This window comes from Empedobacter sp. UBA5924 (assembly GCF_002431085.1).
GTDB classification, from domain to species: Bacteria; Bacteroidota; Bacteroidia; order Flavobacteriales; family Weeksellaceae; genus Empedobacter; species Empedobacter falsenii_B.
Window position 1 is genome coordinate 67,073 of sequence record NZ_DJDM01000029.1, and the last position, 18,072, is coordinate 85,144.

The 18,072-nt window shown below is 30.5% G+C and carries 15 protein-coding genes; 9 read left to right on the forward strand and 6 right to left on the reverse strand.

From position 1 onward, the window contains the following. Window positions 1-54: 54 nt before the first annotated feature. Together B3792_RS08310 and B3792_RS08315 are read right to left on the reverse strand one after the other, a co-directional pair. A complete protein-coding gene (locus tag B3792_RS08310) occupies window positions 55-1,008 on the reverse strand; it encodes a 2-hydroxyacid dehydrogenase (protein WP_291051310.1) in 954 nt (317 codons plus the stop codon). 155 nt (window positions 1,009-1,163) lie between these two features. Continuing rightward, window positions 1,164-2,036, reverse strand: a complete 873-nt coding sequence (locus B3792_RS08315) for a diacylglycerol/lipid kinase family protein (protein ID WP_291051307.1) — start codon at window positions 2,034-2,036, stop codon at window positions 1,164-1,166. Window positions 2,037-2,147: 111 nt separating this feature from the next. Here B3792_RS08315 and B3792_RS08320 point away from each other — a divergent pair, with 111 nt between their 5' ends. The 5 genes from B3792_RS08320 to B3792_RS08340 all read left to right on the forward strand — a co-directional run bounded on the left by B3792_RS08320 (window position 2,148) and on the right by B3792_RS08340 (window position 6,968). Further along, entirely contained in the window at window positions 2,148-2,576 is a 429-nt protein-coding gene (locus B3792_RS08320; RefSeq protein ID WP_125349112.1) for a SufE family protein, read from the forward strand. A gap of 29 nt (window positions 2,577-2,605) precedes the next feature. After that, window positions 2,606-4,456 carry a monovalent cation:proton antiporter-2 (CPA2) family protein gene (locus tag B3792_RS08325; RefSeq protein ID WP_291047390.1) on the forward strand — a complete coding sequence of 617 codons (1,851 nt, stop codon included), beginning with the start codon at window positions 2,606-2,608 and terminating at the stop codon, window positions 4,454-4,456. Beyond that, window positions 4,410-5,441 (forward strand): glycosyltransferase family 9 protein, encoded by a 1,032-nt coding sequence (locus B3792_RS08330; protein WP_291069369.1) that lies wholly within the window; start codon window positions 4,410-4,412, stop codon window positions 5,439-5,441. The genes B3792_RS08325 and B3792_RS08330 overlap by 47 nt, the downstream gene beginning before the upstream one ends. 57 nt (window positions 5,442-5,498) lie before the next feature. Beyond that, complete coding sequence (locus B3792_RS08335; RefSeq protein ID WP_291066125.1) at window positions 5,499-6,551, forward strand: alkaline phosphatase family protein; 1,053 nt, start codon at window positions 5,499-5,501, stop codon at window positions 6,549-6,551. 123 nt (window positions 6,552-6,674) lie between these two features. After that, a complete protein-coding gene (locus B3792_RS08340; RefSeq protein WP_280050809.1) occupies window positions 6,675-6,968 on the forward strand; it encodes a hypothetical protein in 294 nt (97 codons plus the stop codon). A gap of 100 nt (window positions 6,969-7,068) precedes the next feature. Here the strand turns inward: B3792_RS08340 and B3792_RS08345 are convergent, their stop codons facing one another. Both B3792_RS08345 and rnr read right to left on the reverse strand, forming a co-directional pair. Then, window positions 7,069-7,752 carry a LysE family translocator gene (locus tag B3792_RS08345; protein ID WP_180905536.1) on the reverse strand — a complete coding sequence of 228 codons (684 nt, stop codon included), beginning with the start codon at window positions 7,750-7,752 and terminating at the stop codon, window positions 7,069-7,071. A gap of 41 nt (window positions 7,753-7,793) precedes the next feature. Continuing rightward, window positions 7,794-9,953, reverse strand: a complete 2,160-nt coding sequence (gene rnr, locus B3792_RS08350; protein ID WP_291069370.1) for a ribonuclease R — start codon at window positions 9,951-9,953, stop codon at window positions 7,794-7,796. A 278-nt stretch (window positions 9,954-10,231) separates the two neighbouring features. On the opposite strand from rnr, the gene B3792_RS08355 reads away from it, so the two are divergent. Beyond that, entirely contained in the window at window positions 10,232-11,029 is a 798-nt protein-coding gene (locus B3792_RS08355) for a glycosyltransferase family 25 protein (RefSeq protein ID WP_038336196.1), read from the forward strand. 133 nt (window positions 11,030-11,162) lie between these two features. Here the strand turns inward: B3792_RS08355 and asnA are convergent, their stop codons facing one another. Beyond that, a complete protein-coding gene (gene asnA, locus B3792_RS08360; protein ID WP_280034991.1) occupies window positions 11,163-12,167 on the reverse strand; it encodes an aspartate--ammonia ligase in 1,005 nt (334 codons plus the stop codon). A 231-nt stretch (window positions 12,168-12,398) separates the two neighbouring features. After that, window positions 12,399-12,839 carry a ribose 5-phosphate isomerase B gene (gene rpiB / locus B3792_RS08365; protein ID WP_291069371.1) on the reverse strand — a complete coding sequence of 147 codons (441 nt, stop codon included), beginning with the start codon at window positions 12,837-12,839 and terminating at the stop codon, window positions 12,399-12,401. 540 nt (window positions 12,840-13,379) lie between these two features. Between rpiB and B3792_RS08370 the strand changes: the two genes are divergently transcribed. From B3792_RS08370 to B3792_RS08380, 3 genes are all read left to right on the forward strand, one after another. Further along, a complete protein-coding gene (locus tag B3792_RS08370) occupies window positions 13,380-14,570 on the forward strand; it encodes a phosphoglycerate kinase (RefSeq protein WP_291069372.1) in 1,191 nt (396 codons plus the stop codon). Between the two features lie 489 nt (window positions 14,571-15,059). Next, window positions 15,060-16,211: an ATP-binding cassette domain-containing protein gene (locus B3792_RS08375; protein WP_291069373.1), complete on the forward strand. Its 1,152-nt coding sequence runs from the start codon at window positions 15,060-15,062 to the stop codon at window positions 16,209-16,211. A gap of 12 nt (window positions 16,212-16,223) precedes the next feature. Further along, window positions 16,224-17,969, forward strand: coding sequence for a hypothetical protein (locus B3792_RS08380; protein WP_291069374.1), 1,746 nt, complete (start codon window positions 16,224-16,226; stop codon window positions 17,967-17,969). The last annotated feature ends 103 nt before the right edge of the window (window positions 17,970-18,072 follow it).

Genomic DNA, 18,072 nt, shown 5'->3' on the forward strand with positions numbered 1-18,072 from the left:
AATGAAAAAAGGTTCCGAAGTTTCGGAACCTTTTTAGTTTATATCAATTAATCATTACTGATTATTCTTCCAATCAATTATTTTATCACGAATAAACTCTGCTAATTTCACTTTACTTTGATGCGTCCAACCTGCAATATGTGGCGCCAAAACAACATTATCCGCTTGGATTAAATACTGAAATTCTTCTGGTAAATCAGATGCAACTAATTTCTCAAAACTCGATTTTTCAAATTCTAAAACATCTAAAGCTACTCCTAAAATTTTTCCTGTTTTCATTGCTTCAACCAAATCTTTTGTCACAACAGATTTACCACGCGCTGTATTCACAAAATAAAATGTTTTTTTAAAGTTAGAAATAAATTCTGCATTAATCATTTGCATCGTTTCTGGTGTTTGCGGCGTATGTAAACTTACAACATCAGCTTGTTCAAAAATTTCTTCTAACGAAACTTGCTTCGCAAATTCATTTCCTTTATTTGGCAAAATATCATAACAAATCACATTAACTTCAAAACCCTGCAAACGTCTCGCAAAAGCATTTCCCATATTTCCATAACCAATAATTCCAACCGTTTTTCCCTTCAATTCATCACCACGATTTTCTTCACGTTTCCAAATTCCATTACGAACTTCGTTATCAGCTCTGCGCAAATGATGCATCAACATCAACAACATACCAATCGCATGTTCACCAACAGAATCTCGGTTTCCTTCGGGAGAATTGAATAAAACAATGTTATGATCAGCTGCAAACTCTTCGTCAATATTCTCCAAGCCTGCCCCTACTCTACCGATAAACTTTAAATTCGTTGCTTTTGCTAAAAAATCTTTATCAATTGGAAATCTACTCCTTACAATCATTCCATCATATTCATTAATCTTTTGTTCGATGATCTCTTTGGGTGAATTGTAATCTTCATCAACAATAAAACCAGCTTCGCGAAGTCCATTATTCAAACATTCATGATTAGAATCGATTGCTAAAATTTTATAAGGCTTATTCATTGCAAAAATTTTATTCAAAGTTACAACGAATGCAAGTATTATTATAAAATTGAAGATAAAAATGGTTACAAACAAATCGTTTACAACTCAGTTAATAACATTTTAATTTATTGAAAATGTATGATTTATATTGTTAATTAAATAATAATTGAAGTTTAAAAAATGATTTTTAAACCATTTGGTATGACCTTAACTTTTACTTGAAGTGAATCGGTATTATGAATCTCTCCATCAAGTTGATACGTAATCGGATTATTATCTAAACTTTCAATCTTGAATTTTTTCACTTTTCGATACTTTGCTTTGTCTAATAAATCAATTTTCTTGGCTAAAACCAATACCGAAAAATAAAATTGTTCGAAAACATCTAAATCTTCAATCATCAATAAATCCAATTCTCCATCAGACAAATCAGCTTTCGGTGTAAAAGAGATTCCATAACCAGCAATGTTAGAATTAGAGCAGAATAGATAATAAAAATTTTTTTCAATAATTACATCATCAATATAAAGGCGAAACAATTTAGATTTATAATTCAACAACGTTTTCACAGATGCATCAACATAACCAGTAATCGTACGTTTTTGATTTTCTTCATATGTTTTGATAACTTCTGCGTCAATCCCAAAACCTAAATTGCTAAAAAAATAGTTATCCTCTACTCTACCAACATCAATCGTATGAACAATATGGTTTTTGATAATTTCGATTGCCTTGTTAATATCTTTCGGAATATTAAGATTTGTAGCCAAACCATTTCCAGATCCGGCAGGAATTATTCCCAACGGAATATTTTTTTTCACCAAAGCACTCGCCACTTCATTGATTGTCCCATCACCACCGCACGCAACAATAACATCTGAATTTTCTGCAATCGCCTCCTTCACCAATTCTTTTGCATGAAATTGATAAACGGTTTCTTTCAAAACGATTTCGTCTGAAGAATCAAATTTTGATTGTAAAAAATCGAGCGAAATATCGTGTTTTGCGTTTCCAGAATTAGGATTAACAATGAAAGTGTACTTCATTTTTTGGGAATTGAAATTTATCAAAACACAAAAATAAGAAATCTAAAAGAATCAAGCTATTTAACGTCTTTTTTTGAGGAAAAACTATCAAAAACTTTCTAACTTTGTCATATGAAAATTAAAGAAATTCAAAACGAAATAGTAGATGAATTCTCATTTTTTGACGATTGGGAACAACGCTACGAATATTTGATCGAGTTAGGAAAAAGCTTAAATACTTTGCCTGAAGAAGCAAAAACAGATGATAAAATCATAAAAGGTTGTCAATCTTCTGTTTGGTTAGATGCAGAATTGGATGGTAATACAATCGAATTTAAAGCTGATTCTAATGCTATTTTACCAAAAGGAATTGCCGCATTATTGGTGAGAATGTATAATCATCAAACGCCAAAAGATATTTTAGAATCGGATACAGATTTTATCAACGAAATTGGTTTATCAGAATTTTTATCACCAACTCGTGCAAACGGATTATTAGCGATGATAAAACAATTCAAATTTTATGCGATTGCATTTCAATCAAAACAAAATAATAGTTAGACACATCATCTAATCAACCTTATAAAATAATGAACGACTTTTTAGGCCAAGCATTTATTTTTCTATTTTCCGCTGTAATCTGCGTTCCTATTTCCAAAAAATTAGGAATGGGTTCGGTTTTGGGATATTTAATTGCCGGAGTTTTAATTGGACCTTATGTGCTAAAATTTGTTGGCAATGACGGAACAGACATTATGCACGCCACAGAATTTGGTGTAGTTATGATGCTTTTTTTGGTCGGATTAGAACTTGATCCAAAGGAATTCTGGAAGATGAAAAATAAAATCATCAACCTTGGTGGAATGCAAGTTTTGGGGACGATAATTATTACAACTTTAGTCGGAATGTTTGCCTTGAAAATGGATTTTTCTTTGGCTGTTTCTATAGCTTTTGCAATAACCATGTCTTCAACAGCCATTATTATGCAAACACTTAGCGAAAAAGGGTTGACCAAAACAAACATAGGTAAATCAACTTTTTCAGTTTTATTGTTTCAAGATATTATGGTGATTCCAATCTTAGCAATTATTCCACTTTTAGTTGGAGATTCTTTGATTCAGTCCATTGGAGATGATTCTAAAAGTTTGTTAGTTGGTGGACCAGCGTTCATGAAAACCTTGGTTATTGTTGGTGCAATTACATTTATTTATGTGATTGCAAAATACATTATTACACCTTATTTTAAGTATGTTGGACAATTACAAGTTCGAGAAATTTACACCGCTTCTGCCCTACTTTTAGTCATTGGAGTTTCAATTTTGATGCAAAAAGTTGGAATTTCTCCTGCCTTGGGAGCATTTATTGCTGGTGTTGTTTTGGCGAATAACGAATATAAACATCAATTAGAAAGTGACATTGAGCCATTCAAATCATTATTATTAGGAATCTTTTTTATTGCTGTTGGATCAACCATTAACTTCAAATTAATTGCAGATAAACCTTTTATGATTCTTGGATTAACATTTGGAATAATGTTAATAAAATCATTGGTTTTATGGTTTATTGGAATCAAACATAAATTTGATTTTGATCAGAAATGGTTGTTCATTTTGCTTTTATCACAAGTCGGAGAATTTGCTTTCGTTATCTTATCATTGACTCGAAATTTAGATATTCTAAATAAAGAATGGTACGATTTGATGTTAGCTACAACTGCGATAACAATGGTAATAACACCATTACTTTTAGTCTTAAATGAAAAATTAATTCTAAAATATTTTGGTGTAAAAACAAAAGTAAAAACAATCATTGAAAACGATAAAATAAATCCACATTCAGCAGAAGGTGAAATAATTATTGCTGGATTTGGTGATTTTGGAAACACAATTAGTCGTGTCTTGAAAAGCACTGGAATAAAATCGATTGTTTTGGATAATGATAGTGAGCGTGTAGAGAAAATGCGCAAGCAGGGTTTTAATGTTTTTTATGGCGATGCAACAAATGTTAACTTACTAAAATCGGCTGGTGCTGAACATGCAAAATATTTTGTAGCTGCTTTGGATCCGCCAGAAATTAATCAAAAATTAGTTTATATTGTTCGTAAAAACTTTCCGAATTTAGAAATTATTGTTCGTGCAAAAAATCGTAGTTATGCGTATAATTATTTGAAAGATGGTATAGACGAAGTTTATCGAGAAAACTTTTTCTCATCTGTTTACGTTGGTAGACAAATCCTTATAAAATATGGTTTTTCACCTGAAGAAGCGTCTAAAATTGGGGAAATTTTCATAAAAAGTGACCGAAAATCGTTGCGTAAAATTGCAAAACATGCCGAAAATTCTGATCAATATTTTGAAGCATCTAAGCAAGAATTTGAAAAGCAAATGAAAATGGTTGCAAAAGAAATTAACAATAGGAATAATGGAGAAAACGAATCATAAAAAACTATTAGTTTTACGTTTTTCTGCTTTGGGGGATGTTACAATGATTGCTCCTGTTTTACAAGAGTTTATTGAACAAAATCCTAACATCGAAGTTTATGTTGCTTCGCGCCCTTTTATGGGAAATATTTTCAAGCAATTTCCTCAAATCAAATTTATTTCGGTTGATTTGAACAAAGACTACAAAAGCTTTTTTAGCTTGTTCAAATTATACAAAGAATTAAAACAATATAATTTTGATTATGTAGCTGATTTTCACAACGTAATCCGATCAAAAGTAATTACAACTCTATTCAAACTTAACGGAACAGAAACGGCTACTTTAGATAAAGGTCGTGAGGAGAAAAAAGCTTTAGTCAATCAAAAAAATCGCGTTTTTAAGCAATTAAAATTAACAACTGAGCGCTATGCTGATGTTTTGCGTCAACTTGGTTTTAATATTGATTTAAAGCATAAAATCGAACCAAAATCGATTAAAGAATCTAAATCAATTGGAATTGCGCCTTTTGCAGCCTTTACAAGTAAAATGTATCCAATCGAAAAGATGAAAATCGTTGCGAAGAAATTAGCTGAAAATGGGTACAAAATTTATTTATTTGGCGGTGGAAAAACTGAAATTGATGAATTAAAAACGTGGGAAAGTTTTAATCCAAACATCAAATCTTTAGCTGGAACAATCTCTTTTGAAGAAGAATTACAAGCAATTGCTAAATTAGAAGTAATGATTTCTATGGATAGCGCAAATATGCATTTAGCTTCGTTGATGGGAACACGCACAATTTCTATTTGGGGTGGAACGCATCCATTTGCTGGATTTTTAGGTTATGGACAATCTATGAATGATGTGATACAAGACGAAACGATGAAAATTCGTCCAACTTCTATCTTTGGAAAAGATCCAAAAAAGTTTCAAAATTATGATTATTTTCAAAATTTGAGTGCCGAAGATGTTTATCAACAAATCGTCAATAAATTAGAAAAATAATACTTTTAAAAGCATCATATCGATGCTTTTCCTATTTTTATAAGAAATTATAATCACATGAAGTATACATTTCTTATTCTTGCCTTATTCTCAAATTTTTTATTTGCTCAAGAACCGAAAGTTATTTTGGTAACGTTGGATGGTGTTCGTTGGAAAGAAGTTTTCCGAGGAGTTGAAAAATCAATTTTAAATGATAAAAAATACAACTCACTTATTGTCCAAACTAATGAAAAATATTGGACAGAAGATTCTATAAAACGTCGCGAATTATTGATGCCTTTTACATGGAAAACGATTAAAGAAAAAGGAGTTATTTTAGGAAATCGTGATGAACAAAACTTTGTTAATTTGACCAACAAAAGATTATGGTCTTATCCTGGATACAACGAAATAATTACAGGAAAAGCTGATGATGAGCGAATTAAAAATAACAAAGATATTCCGAATCCTAATGTTTCAGTTTTTGAAATTGCAAATCAGCAAAAGAATTTAAACAATAAAGTAATGGCTTTTGGAAGTTGGAGAATGTATACAAATATTTTCAACCAAGAGCGTTCTAAATTGTTTGTAAATGCTGGATATCAAAATAGTTTTAATCAAAATAAATCTGAACGAGAATTACTAATAGAACGTTTTCAGTTAGAAACACCAAGACAATGGTGGGGAACTAGATTTGATATTTTTACGCACGAATTTGTCTTAGAAGCCATGAAAAATCAGAAACCTAAATTACTTTTTATAGGTTATGGAGAAGCGGATGATTACGGGCATGATGAAGATTACGATCAATATATTACTTCAATAAACCGCAATGATAGAATGATTGAGGAATTATGGAATTATGTACAAAGCGATCCATTCTATAAAGATCAAACAACTATTATTGTAACAACTGATCACGGACGTGGAAATGGAAGACAATGGACAGAACATTATGATGAAATTCCTGGATCGGACGAAGGATTTATTTTGCTGATTGGAAACAGAATTAATCCTAAAAATTTCAAACAAAACCAAACTTATCTCAATCAAATTGCCTCTACTATTGCTGATTTGATGAAAGTAAAAACATGGAATTATAAAGATTCTGGAAAATCTCTTTTGAAGTAAATTTGGCAGATTTGGATATACTCTTCTAACAACAAAATGCGACTTACAGAGCATTTTAAAACTCGATTTTACTTATTCAAAACGGCACTATTTCAAACACAATAATTTAACCTAAAAAAATATATGAACAATCTTTACACAAGATCAGGAGGACTTATAATAGGTTCTATTAGAATCTCAAGTTTACTTGCTCAAATAAATATTTATGAAGACAGGTTAATAATAAATTATTTGTTTTTCTTTAAAATAATCCTTTTAAAAAAAGATATTATAGATATAATTGCATCTAACGATTTTTTTGAAAAAGGAATTAAAATTCTTCATAAAAGCCCTAAATATGATTCAAAAATAATTTTCAGAGTTTCTAATCCTAATAAATTAATAGAAGAAATAAAAAAAACAGGTTTTATGAATTAATGATAAAATATTTATTTTTATTTCTCTACTATTGAGGATTATACAAATAAAAATATTATAAACAAAAAAAGCTCATTCATTGAATGAGCTTTTTATATTTTTAACTTGTTTGTTCTTGATTAATGAGCTGATTCTCTATTTTTTGATCGATTTCTTTAAAGAATCCGAAACCTTTTAGGATAATGATTAATCCAAAGATTAAAAGACAAATTCCAACTCCTTTTCGTACCATAAATACTTTTTGATCGGTAAAACGTTTTTGAAGTTTTCCTGCCAAAAATATTTTTCCCAAATCTATTACAAAATAGGTGGTCAAAACAACGCCCATGTAAAGCATAAAATCGCTTGGATTTGGATATTGAATCATAATTGAAGAGACAATTACAAACCAAAAAACAATGACACCGATATTCAACAAATTCATAATGAATCCATTGATAAACGTTCTCAAATAATTGTTGCTTACAAATCCTGCTTCGCCTTCTATATGTAGCTTTGGTTTAGAGAAATACATGAAAATTCCGTAAATCAATACAAAGAAACCTGCAATGATATAAATACGGTAAAACTTTGGATGATTGGTCACATAATCTGTAAAATCTTTACTTCCATAATAGGCTGCTGCAATACACAAAATATCGGCTGCAATAACTCCTAAATCTAGAACTACAGCGGTTTTCCAACTTCTACGCAAACTGGTTTCAATAAGTAAGAAAAATACAGGTCCAATAAGAATTGTACTTAACAAAAAACCTATTAGTATGGCCGAAAATATTATTTCCATAACATAATTAAGGTCTGCAAGATAAGTCTAAAATATGAAACTTAAGCATCAACTAATTCAAAATCTAATTGCTTCTTGATTAAATCAGCATTTAAAACTTTGATTCTAACCGGACTTCCTAACTGATATTTAACACGTGTGCGTTTACCTATTAAAGCATGATTTTTTTCGTCAAAAACAAAATGATCACCTTTCATAGCACGAGAACGAATCAAACCTTCGCAACGCGTTTCTGGAATTTCAACAAAGATTCCATAATCTTGTACACCTGTAATAAAAGCATCAAAAGTTTCGCCAACAAATTGCTCCATGTATTTTACTTGCATATATTTTATTGACTCTCGCTCTGCTTCTGCAGCAATTTTTTCGCGAGATGAACAATGTTTTGCTTTATCTTCGTAAACAGCCGCTGCAGGAGATTTTTTACCATCTAAATAATCTTGCAACAAACGGTGCGCAATCATATCTGGATAACGACGAATCGGCGATGTAAAATGCGTGTAATAATCGAACGCTAAACCGTAATGTCCTATATTCTCTGTTGTATATTTTGCTTTCGCCATTGTTCGCATTGCCAAAGTTTCAACCATATTTTCTTCTGGTTTTCCTTTCACTTCTGCTAACAACTTATTCATAGAATTGATAGTTGTTTTACGATCTCCAATCTCTAATTCATACCCAAATTGGCGAATAAAATTCTTTAAGTCTAATAATTTATCTGGATTTGGATCATCGTGAACACGATAAATATAAGTGTTCGCATTCTCTTTTCCATGTTTATCTAAACTAATGAATTCAGAAACTTTTTTGTTACATAATAACATGAATTCTTCAATCAATTTATTCGAATCTTTCGAAATTTTGAAGAAAATTCCTTGCGGATTATGCGTTTGATCTAAATCGAATTTTACTTCAACTTTATCAAAATTAACCGCTCCATATTTCATACGCTTTTGACGCATTGTTTTTGCTAAACGATCTAAAGTCAAAATTTCATCTTTAAAATCTCCATCTTTTCCTTCGATAATTTCTTGTGCTTCCTCGTATGTAAAACGTCTGTCTGAATGCGTTACTGTACGACCAAACCATGTTTTTACAATCTTTGCATTATCATCCATTTCGAAAACTCCCGAAAACGTATATTTATCTTCGTTTGGACGCAAAGAACACGCAACATTCGACAGCACTTCTGGCAACATTGGCACTACTCTATCCACCAAATAAACAGAAGTTGCACGCTTGTATGCTTCTTGCTCGATCAACGAACCTGGACGAACATAATGCGTAACATCAGCAATGTGAACACCAATTTCCCAGTTCCCGTTCTCTAATTTTCGTATTGATAAAGCATCATCAAAATCTTTTGCATCTTTCGGGTCGATTGTAAATGTCGTTACATTTCGCATATCTCTACGACGAGCTGCCTCGGCTTCATCTATCGAAGTATCCAACTGATTTGCTTCTTCTTCTACTTCCTCTGGAAATTGTGCTAGCAAATCGTATTCTAACAAAATCGCATGAATTTCTACATCCGTATCATCTGGACTACCCAAAACTTGCGTGATTTCCCCAAATGGTGAATTAGATCCTTCTGGCCAGTTTGTTAATCGAACCACAACTTTTTCTCCTGGTTGAGCATTTTTAATTTTCTCTTTCGGAATAAAGAAGTCGTGATTACCATTTTGCATCGTTACAAAACCAAAATTTCCATTCTTTCCTAACTCGAAAATTCCTGTAAATTCAGTTTTATTACGCTCGACAATTTCTACAATTTCTCCTTCTGCTCTCGATTGATTGGCATGTTTTTTTGGATAAACATATACGCGAACTGTATCGCCCATTAAGGCATTTCGCGTTTTTCCTTTTTGTACAAAGACATCTTGTTCAAGACCATCAATCATAATATAAGCACTCCCTGAAGAAGTCAAATCCGCAATTCCAACCATATAATCATTGGTCGCATTGATTTTGTATTTTCCTCTTTCTACTTCAGAAATCTTTTTGTCAGCTAATAAAACATTCAAATTCTTAATCAATAATTCTGTATCAATTCGATTTGTTAGGTTTAAAGCTGCTGCAATTTGTTTATAATTTAAAGGTTTATTCGGATTTTGAAATAAAACTTCGATGATAGACTTCGTAAACTTTGTTATGTTTTTGTCTTTTTTCGCCTTTGTATTTTTAAAATTTCTTCTTGGCATAATTTGTTTTCTGTCAAATCTCTTCTTGTTTTTTCGAGATTTATTTTAAAATAGTTAATAAATAAACACCTTAATTATTTGATTATCAAATTATTTTTAATAACTATTGATAAGATGTTAATAAACAACATAACCACTGCAAAGGTAATATATCCTTTTTCTAAAATAACAATTTACAGCCAATTCTATGTTACGGAAAGGATAAGATTACTTGTAACGTTTTGATTTATTGCGAAAATTGAGCCAAAAAAACTATTTTTGCATTGATAATTAATTGAATGAAAACTAAACCATTATACCAAACCTACTTGATTAACCTTGATCGAGCTACGGATCGACTTGAATTGATGCAAAAAGAATTCGAAAAATGTGAGATTACTTACGAAAGAATTTCTGCTGTAGATGCCAAAACTTTGGATTCGTCAACCTATAAAGTAAAAAATAAATATGACCGCGATTTAGTTCCTGGAGAAATTGGTTGTTATTTGAGTCATGTGAAAACGCTAGAAACTTTTTTGACTTCTGAAAATTATTTTGCTTTGATTATAGAAGATGATGCTATTTTGGTTAATGATTTCAAATCTGCTGTAGAAAAAGCAATGATTCAATATGATGATTTAGAAAGAAAAGATCATTGGGATGTTTTGAAGTTGTTTAATGGAAAACGAAAACATATCAAAATAGCTGATGTTGACCAAAAATATATAATTGCAGCTTGCGGAACGAGTATTCCAATCACAACAATTGCTGCCATTTGGACAAGAAAGGCCGCAGAAAAATTTTTGAATAAAATTAAAACTCCACTTCCTACAATTCAACGTCCTATTGATTGTGATTTACAGCATGCTTGGGAATTTGATTTAAGAATATATAATCTTCTTCCATCGCTTGTTAAACCAGCTCCAGTAGAAACGCAAATTCAGATTGATCGCAGTTTAAGAAAGTCTAAATTTCCAAGACAAATTCAATACGAATTGAATCGATTATTTCCTAAATATTTCTATTTGATTAATCATCATGGTTTCAAAAAATTCTATGATAGTTTTATTTCGAAGAAAAACGAACGTATTTCTTAATCAACAATTATAAAACATATTAAATATCTGAATTAAAACAAATTAACAGCCTTTATCAACAGTTATAAACATTGTTAATTTCGATATAAAATACAAAAAAAGCAGTTTCAAAACTTTGAAACTGCTTTTTTATTTATAATAATTCGATGCTTTCTTCTTTTAATTTTTCTTTTACTTTTCCGTCCCAAATACTTGCTTGTACTTCACCAATATGTCGAGATTTCAACATAAACATACACATACGAGATTGTCCAATTCCACCTCCAATAGATTCTGTTAACTTGTCATCTAACAACATCGAGTGAAATAATAAATTTTTACGATCCGAAAAATCTCTAATTTCTAATTGTTTGGTCAAAGCTTTTTTATCCACACGAATTCCCATCGAAGATAACTCGAAAGCAGATTCTAAAACAGGGTTCCAAACTAAAATATCACCGTTCAAACCTCTAAAACCAGCACTGTTTTCTGTACTCCAATCATCATAATCAGCGGCACGTGCATCGTGTAATTCACCATTACTCAATTCTCCTCCAATTCCGTAAATAAAAACAGCTCCAAATTCTTTACAAATTGCATTTTCACGTTGTTTCGGCGTAAATGTTGGATACTTTTGTAATAAATCTTCAGACGAAATAAATGTAATTTGTTCTGGTAAAACAGCTTTCAATTGCGGATATTTTGCTTCTACATTTTGCTCAGTTTGTTTAATAACTTCATAAATCGATTTTACTGTCGAAAAAAGATAATCCAATTGGCGATCTTGTGGAACAATTACTTTTTCCCAATCCCACTGATCAACATAAATAGAATGAATTGGAGAATAATCTTCGTCTGGACGCAAAGCGCGCATATCTGTTATAATTCCTTCGCCTGGTTCTATTTCTAATTCTTTCAAACGGATACGTTTCCATTTTGCTAAAGAATGTACAACCACCGCATTTTTATCATTCAAAGATTTTATAGGGAACTTTACAGGTCTTTCGATACTATTCAAATCATCATTAATACCCGTTCCATCCAATACTACCAATGGTCCAGAAACTGGAATAATGTTTAATTCTTTTTGTAATCCTTTCGAAAATTCTTCTTTTACAAAAGAGATTGCTTGTTCTCTACGTAATAATGCTCTGCTCATCTTTTAATCTTTAAATAATTTGTTTTTTTTACTGATGTAAAAGTAGAACAGCTACAATAAATAAATTTACTATTGACTTAAATTGGTTTAAAAATATTTAATTTTAAATATAAAATATTATTTATACTTAACTATTTAAACTTTATAATAGTTTTAAATTTAATTTTTAAAATATAAATCGGTCAACTCTTACGAATTGACCGATTTTGTATCTTATATAGATGTATAAAATTATCCGTTGTATGAACAAGCAATTTTATCTACACGCGCTTGGTGGCGACAACCTTCAAATTCTGTTGCTAAAAATGTATTTACAATTTCTTCTGCATATTCATACGCAATAAAGCGTGCAGGTAATGTTAACACATTTGCATTATTGTGTTGACGAGCTAACTTTGCGATATCAGTCATCCAACATAATGCAGCACGAATTCCTTGGTGTTTATTTGCAGTCATTGTAACGCCTTGCGCACTACCACAAATCAAAATTCCGAAATCTGCTTTTCCATCTTCTACAGCTTGTGCCGTTGGGTGTGCAAAATCAGGGTAATCAACACTCGCTGTTGAGAACGTACCAAAATCCTCAACCTCAAATCCTTGACTTGTTAAAAAGGGTACTAATTTCTCCTTATAATCGAACCCAGCATGGTCCGCTCCGATTGCAATTTTCATTTAATTAACAGGTGTTTGTGTTGTTTTTGTTTAAATAATTGTAAATCAAATGTTAAGTAAAAGTAACAACTTGTTAAAAGATGATTGAATAAAACTAATAACTTTTCAAGAGAAAAATTTGGAAATCTGATTCAAAAAATCAATTAGAAATAAATCAATATAAGTCAAGTAAAAGTTTTCATTTTGGCATAAAAGATTTACACACCGTTATGAATAGTTTTCACAAAACTTCTTTTTAACAAAAGTTGTTTATCAACCAAAATGATAAATTGTTGATAGAATATCTAACTCTTTCATTACAAAACAAAATTACAAATAATAGCTTGTTAATTGCTATTAAATAAAATTTATCTCGCTTTAGTTATCCACATATTAACACTGCTAATAATAGTAACATATTTTTTTTAAAAAAATTTAAAAATTAATTAAACTATATATATTATTATGAATTGTTAATAGTTGAAAATTGTGTTAAATGATTTTAAGTATCAAAATGAAAGTTTGATTACTTTTGTGTAGTTCAAAATTTCAAATCAAAATATGAAAACAATCAACGACTACAATTTCGAAAACAAAAAAGCATTGATTCGTGTTGACTTCAATGTTCCGCAAGACGAAAACTTAAATGTGACAGATGATACACGTATTAGAGCTGCAAAACCAACGATCGACAAAATATTGAAAGATGGTGGCGCTGTTGTATTAATGAGCCATTTGGGACGTCCTAAAGGCGAATTCAATGATAAATATTCATTAAAACATATTGCATCAAAAGTTTCAGAAATTCTTGGCGTTGATGTGATCGTTGCGAATGATGTTATTGGCGATGATGCGAAACAAAAAGTTAGTAATCTAAAATCAGGCCAAGTTTTATTATTGGAGAATGTTCGTTTCCACAATGAAGAAGAAGCTGGAGATAAAGATTTTGCTAAAGCATTGGCTCAATTTGGAGATATTTATGTGAATGACGCTTTCGGAACTGCACACCGCGCACATGCTTCGACTGCAATTATTGCAAAATTTTTTCCGGAAAATAAATGTTTTGGCTTGTTAATGGAACAAGAATTAACAGCTATTAACAAAGTATTAGCTGATGGTGAAAAACCTGTAACAGCGGTACTTGGAGGAGCAAAAGTGTCTTCTAAAATTACAATTATCAACAATATTTTACCAGTTATTGACAACTTGATTATTGGTGGTGGAATGACGTATACATTTGTAAAAGCAAATGGAGGAAAAATCGGAAATTCATTAGTTGAAGATGATAAATTAGATTTAGCGAAAGAAATTTTGGCTGAATGTGAAAAACATAATGTAAAAGTTTATTTACCAGTTGACAATGTAATCGCTGATAATTTCAGTAACGATGCAAATACTCAAACAGTTCCTTCAGATGAAATTCCTGATGGATGGATGGGAATGGATGTTGGTGTAGAATCGTCAAAAGTTTTTGCAGATGTAATTAACAATTCGAAAACAATTCTTTGGAATGGTCCTTTAGGAGTTTTTGAAATGTCAAATTTTGCAAAAGGAACTATAGCTTTGGGTGATGCAATTGCAGAAGCTACTGCAAACGGCGCTTTTTCACTTGTTGGTGGTGGAGATTCTGTTGCTTTCGTAAAACAATTTGGTTACGACGATAAAGTAAGCTACGTTTCTACAGGAGGTGGCGCAATGTTAGAATCGTTGGAAGGTAAAGAATTACCAGGAGTTGCAGCGATTTTAAAATAAGAAAGTGAAAAAAATACTTAAAATAGTAGAAAAATTAAGCCGAGCATTTGCTCGGCTTTTTTTGTGACTTTTAAAGTCATTCTGAACTCGTTTCAAGATCACACCATATGAGAAACTGAGTTTATTTCTTTTTGGTAATTGTTAATAGTAATTGATTGTTATTTAATAAATTAACCACTTTTCAACTGAGTTATAAAAAGAATGTTTATAGCTTGATTAATTACTTAAATTGTTAATAGTAAACTATTTAATATAAATGAATTAAAAAGTTATGAATAGACTTTATTAAAACTTGTGAATAATGATGATTTTAGAACTAAATTGATTCAATAAAGTTAAAATTGTTAATTATAAATATTTGATAAATAATAAATTAAAAAGTAATTAAGATAGTTTATCAAAAATTGTTGAAACTGAAATCTCCCTACAATTAGCCATTTTATTTGTAGAAAAGGATTGTTATATTCGTAATCATTTAATAATCAATATATGAATGAATTTAACCAACGACTAAACGAAGTAGAAAATCATTTGCAGCACAATGATCTTGATTTGGGCTATCGCCGATTAATTGATTGTGTATTGGATTTGGGTGAGAAATCTTTTTACAAAGAGATTATCTCCTATTCGGATCTTTATTACAACGAGAATTCTACGAACGAAAATAAAACAACGCAAGCTTTACAATTGGTGGAAAAGTTGAAACAAGCTTCTCCTCCGCCCTTTCAGAAAGAAGAAACATTGATATCAACCAACAATGTTGAAAAAGCTTATCATCGTCGAAATTTTAAACTTCATCCGATCACTTTTGATTTGAAATTACGAGAAGTTGTTGGATTAGTTGGAGAAAATGGAAATGGAAAAACAACTTTATTACGTTTGATTTGTGGTGAATTGAAACCAACTTCTGGCGAAATAAATTATCATTTTTCTAAAGCAAAACCGTTTAGTTTCGAGCTGAAAACTAAATTGGTTTATGTGCCACAGCGAATTGAGGTTTTATATGGTTCGTTGATGGAAAATCTGCAATTTACCTTGACATGTTATGATATTTACAACGAAGAAAATTGGTTGTTGGCGAATGTTATGTTGGCGCGTTTGGGGCTTTGGCCGTACAAGGATTTGCAATGGCGACAATTGTCGTCTGGTTATAAAATGCGATTCGAGTTGGCGCGAACGTTATTGCGTCGCCCAAAAGTATTGTTGCTAGATGAACCTTTGGCGAATTTGGATATTTTGGCGCAACAAATTATTCTCGAAGATTTGAAATTTTTATCGCAATCTATTCGCAATCCTTTTGGTGTTATTTTGAGTTCTCAACAATTGTACGAAGTTGAAAAAGTATCGACAGAAGTTCTCTTTTTGGAGCAAGGAATGCTTAAAATACAAGGAGATACAAATGATTTGGAAGGTGATTTTACGATTGTTGAAATTGATGTGGAAAACACAAAAGAAGAGTTATTAACAGCTTTATCTAACATCGAAATTAAGCAAATAAAATTCAATGGAGGATCATATATCGCGTATTTTGATGATGAAATTTCGATGAATATGATTCTGTCCGAAATCGGAAAATCATCATTGAAAGTAAAATACATTCGAGATATTTCGAAATCAAGTCGTCGCTTTTTTGTCAATTAAAACTAACCAACTATGTTCAAAAAAATAAATCAAACTTTAATTACAAAATATCCGCTGATTTGGAATCTAAAATTTATTTGGATTTTATTGACGGTTTTAGTTTTCAACTTGATTGCATTTATCAACGGATTTCTATTTATTACTAAAAAATCTCAACTGCAAGAAAGTGGACTTTATGAAGTGTTTTTCAACTCAGGAATTATTATTTATTATCTATTAATTGGTGTTATTATTGGCGTTATTTGGCTGTATTTCTATATTAAAAATAATCGTTTCAAATCTAATTATCCAACTTCGAGAAATTATTTGTTCAAAGAATTTTTGGCCGTTTTCTTCATTATATTTTTGATGTTTTATGTGCCAAATTCGTTCAAAACTGGTCTTAAATTTCGTGTTTCAAATTATATGAGCGAAGAACAGTATTTGAAAGATATCGATATTATAAATAGAACGCAAGGTTTTACGTTGCAACCAAATTTTGGATACGATAATTATTCGAGAAATTTGTCTGTTCCAGCTTTTGATTCGTTGGTTTTGGAAAAAGAAACAAGAGAATTATATGAAAAAAATAAGAGAGAATATTTAAGAAAAAATCCAACATACTCATATGATGCTTTTTTGGATCCGTATTTCAGAAATCCTGAATTTGAAACCTTATTAAGAGATTATTTTCCGGAGCGATTTAGTTATTCTAAAATTAATTTTAATCAAACGTATCAACCTCTAAAAAAGAATAATTCATCTACAGATTCATTTCAAGAAGAAATGGACTATCCTACTACAGCAGCTGTAGATTCAACTTATGCTGTTGTCGATTCTGCTGCAGTATCATTAAATTCTGCTGGAAAACCAGATGTTTATTACAACTTAGCAAGTTTGTATAATTATAGTTTTTTGGTTTTTAACAATCCGAAAGATTCTACTTTAAATCATCAATTTTATGATGAACAATGGATTGCTTTGTTGCAAAAAAATGATCGAAAAGTAATTGAAAATTTATTGAATAATTATACCGATTTATTAAAAAATCAAGAAATTGGTTATCAGTTCAAACATAAAAATTGGATTGATTATTTGCCTCAATATCCATATTATTTCATTGATCATAAATTGAATTATATTGATCCTTATCAAACTGTAGATAAAAAACTGAATGATTATATCAACCAATCAAGTTTAAACAAAGTGTATGAAAATATTGAGTTTTCGAAATATAGTTCCACTTGGTTAGAACATATTCAGTATTATTTACTAATCGCTTTAGTTATTACCGTTCTTATCATTACATTCAGATTTAGTTCGTTCAAAGTTTGGTTAATTTCATTAATTGGCGCAGGAATTTTGGCAATTTTAGGAAGCGTTTTCGGAATTTCTATCGATGCGAGTATTGGTTATACACAATTCACACCTTATATTATTTTATTTGTTTTTTACATTGCATTTATAGTGATTACACTAATTGGCTTACGTTCCAAAAAATATAAAGTTTTGACAGGTGTTAATCTTAATTGGTTTGTTGCGACCAATATTTTTATTGGAATTGTGATGCTTAGTTTTTACACAGATTTGCGTGAAGAAATGTTATATGAAGCAAATAAACATATGAATATTTATGAGTTTAGACAAACAAATAAAGAATTATTGATGTTACAAGAATTTGCAAAAATTTTTCTTTACATCAATCCAATTTTATATTTAATAAGTTTTTATTTCATCATTAATCTTTATAAAAAATGGCAAGCAATGCCAGAAGAATAAAAAAAGAAAAGCGAGCCGATTTAGCTCGCTTTTCACTTGATAATTGAATGAAAATGAATTTTAAAAACTACTTTAAAAAAACTTACTTATGAAATAAAATAAC

Bases quoted from the DNA above. Each gene is read 5' to 3' on its own strand.
- B3792_RS08375 (WP_291069373.1), top strand. From the start codon at position 15,060: ATGAATGAATTTAACCAACGACTAAACGAAGTAGAAAATCATTTGCAG.
- B3792_RS08335 (WP_291066125.1), top strand. From the start codon at position 5,499: ATGAAGTATACATTTCTTATTCTTGCCTTATTCTCAAATTTTTTATTT.
- B3792_RS08325 (WP_291047390.1), top strand. From the start codon at position 2,606: ATGAACGACTTTTTAGGCCAAGCATTTATTTTTCTATTTTCCGCTGTA.
- B3792_RS08320 (WP_125349112.1), top strand. From the start codon at position 2,148: ATGAAAATTAAAGAAATTCAAAACGAAATAGTAGATGAATTCTCATTT.
- B3792_RS08355 (WP_038336196.1), top strand. From the start codon at position 10,232: ATGAAAACTAAACCATTATACCAAACCTACTTGATTAACCTTGATCGA.
- B3792_RS08310 (WP_291051310.1), bottom strand. From the start codon at position 1,008: ATGAATAAGCCTTATAAAATTTTAGCAATCGATTCTAATCATGAATGT.
- rnr (WP_291069370.1), bottom strand. From the start codon at position 9,953: ATGCCAAGAAGAAATTTTAAAAATACAAAGGCGAAAAAAGACAAAAAC.
- B3792_RS08340 (WP_280050809.1), top strand. From the start codon at position 6,675: ATGAACAATCTTTACACAAGATCAGGAGGACTTATAATAGGTTCTATT.
- B3792_RS08345 (WP_180905536.1), bottom strand. From the start codon at position 7,752: ATGGAAATAATATTTTCGGCCATACTAATAGGTTTTTTGTTAAGTACA.
- B3792_RS08315 (WP_291051307.1), bottom strand. From the start codon at position 2,036: ATGAAGTACACTTTCATTGTTAATCCTAATTCTGGAAACGCAAAACAC.
- B3792_RS08370 (WP_291069372.1), top strand. From the start codon at position 13,380: ATGAAAACAATCAACGACTACAATTTCGAAAACAAAAAAGCATTGATT.
- rpiB (WP_291069371.1), bottom strand. From the start codon at position 12,839: ATGAAAATTGCAATCGGAGCGGACCATGCTGGGTTCGATTATAAGGAG.
- B3792_RS08380 (WP_291069374.1), top strand. From the start codon at position 16,224: ATGTTCAAAAAAATAAATCAAACTTTAATTACAAAATATCCGCTGATT.
- asnA (WP_280034991.1), bottom strand. From the start codon at position 12,167: ATGAGCAGAGCATTATTACGTAGAGAACAAGCAATCTCTTTTGTAAAA.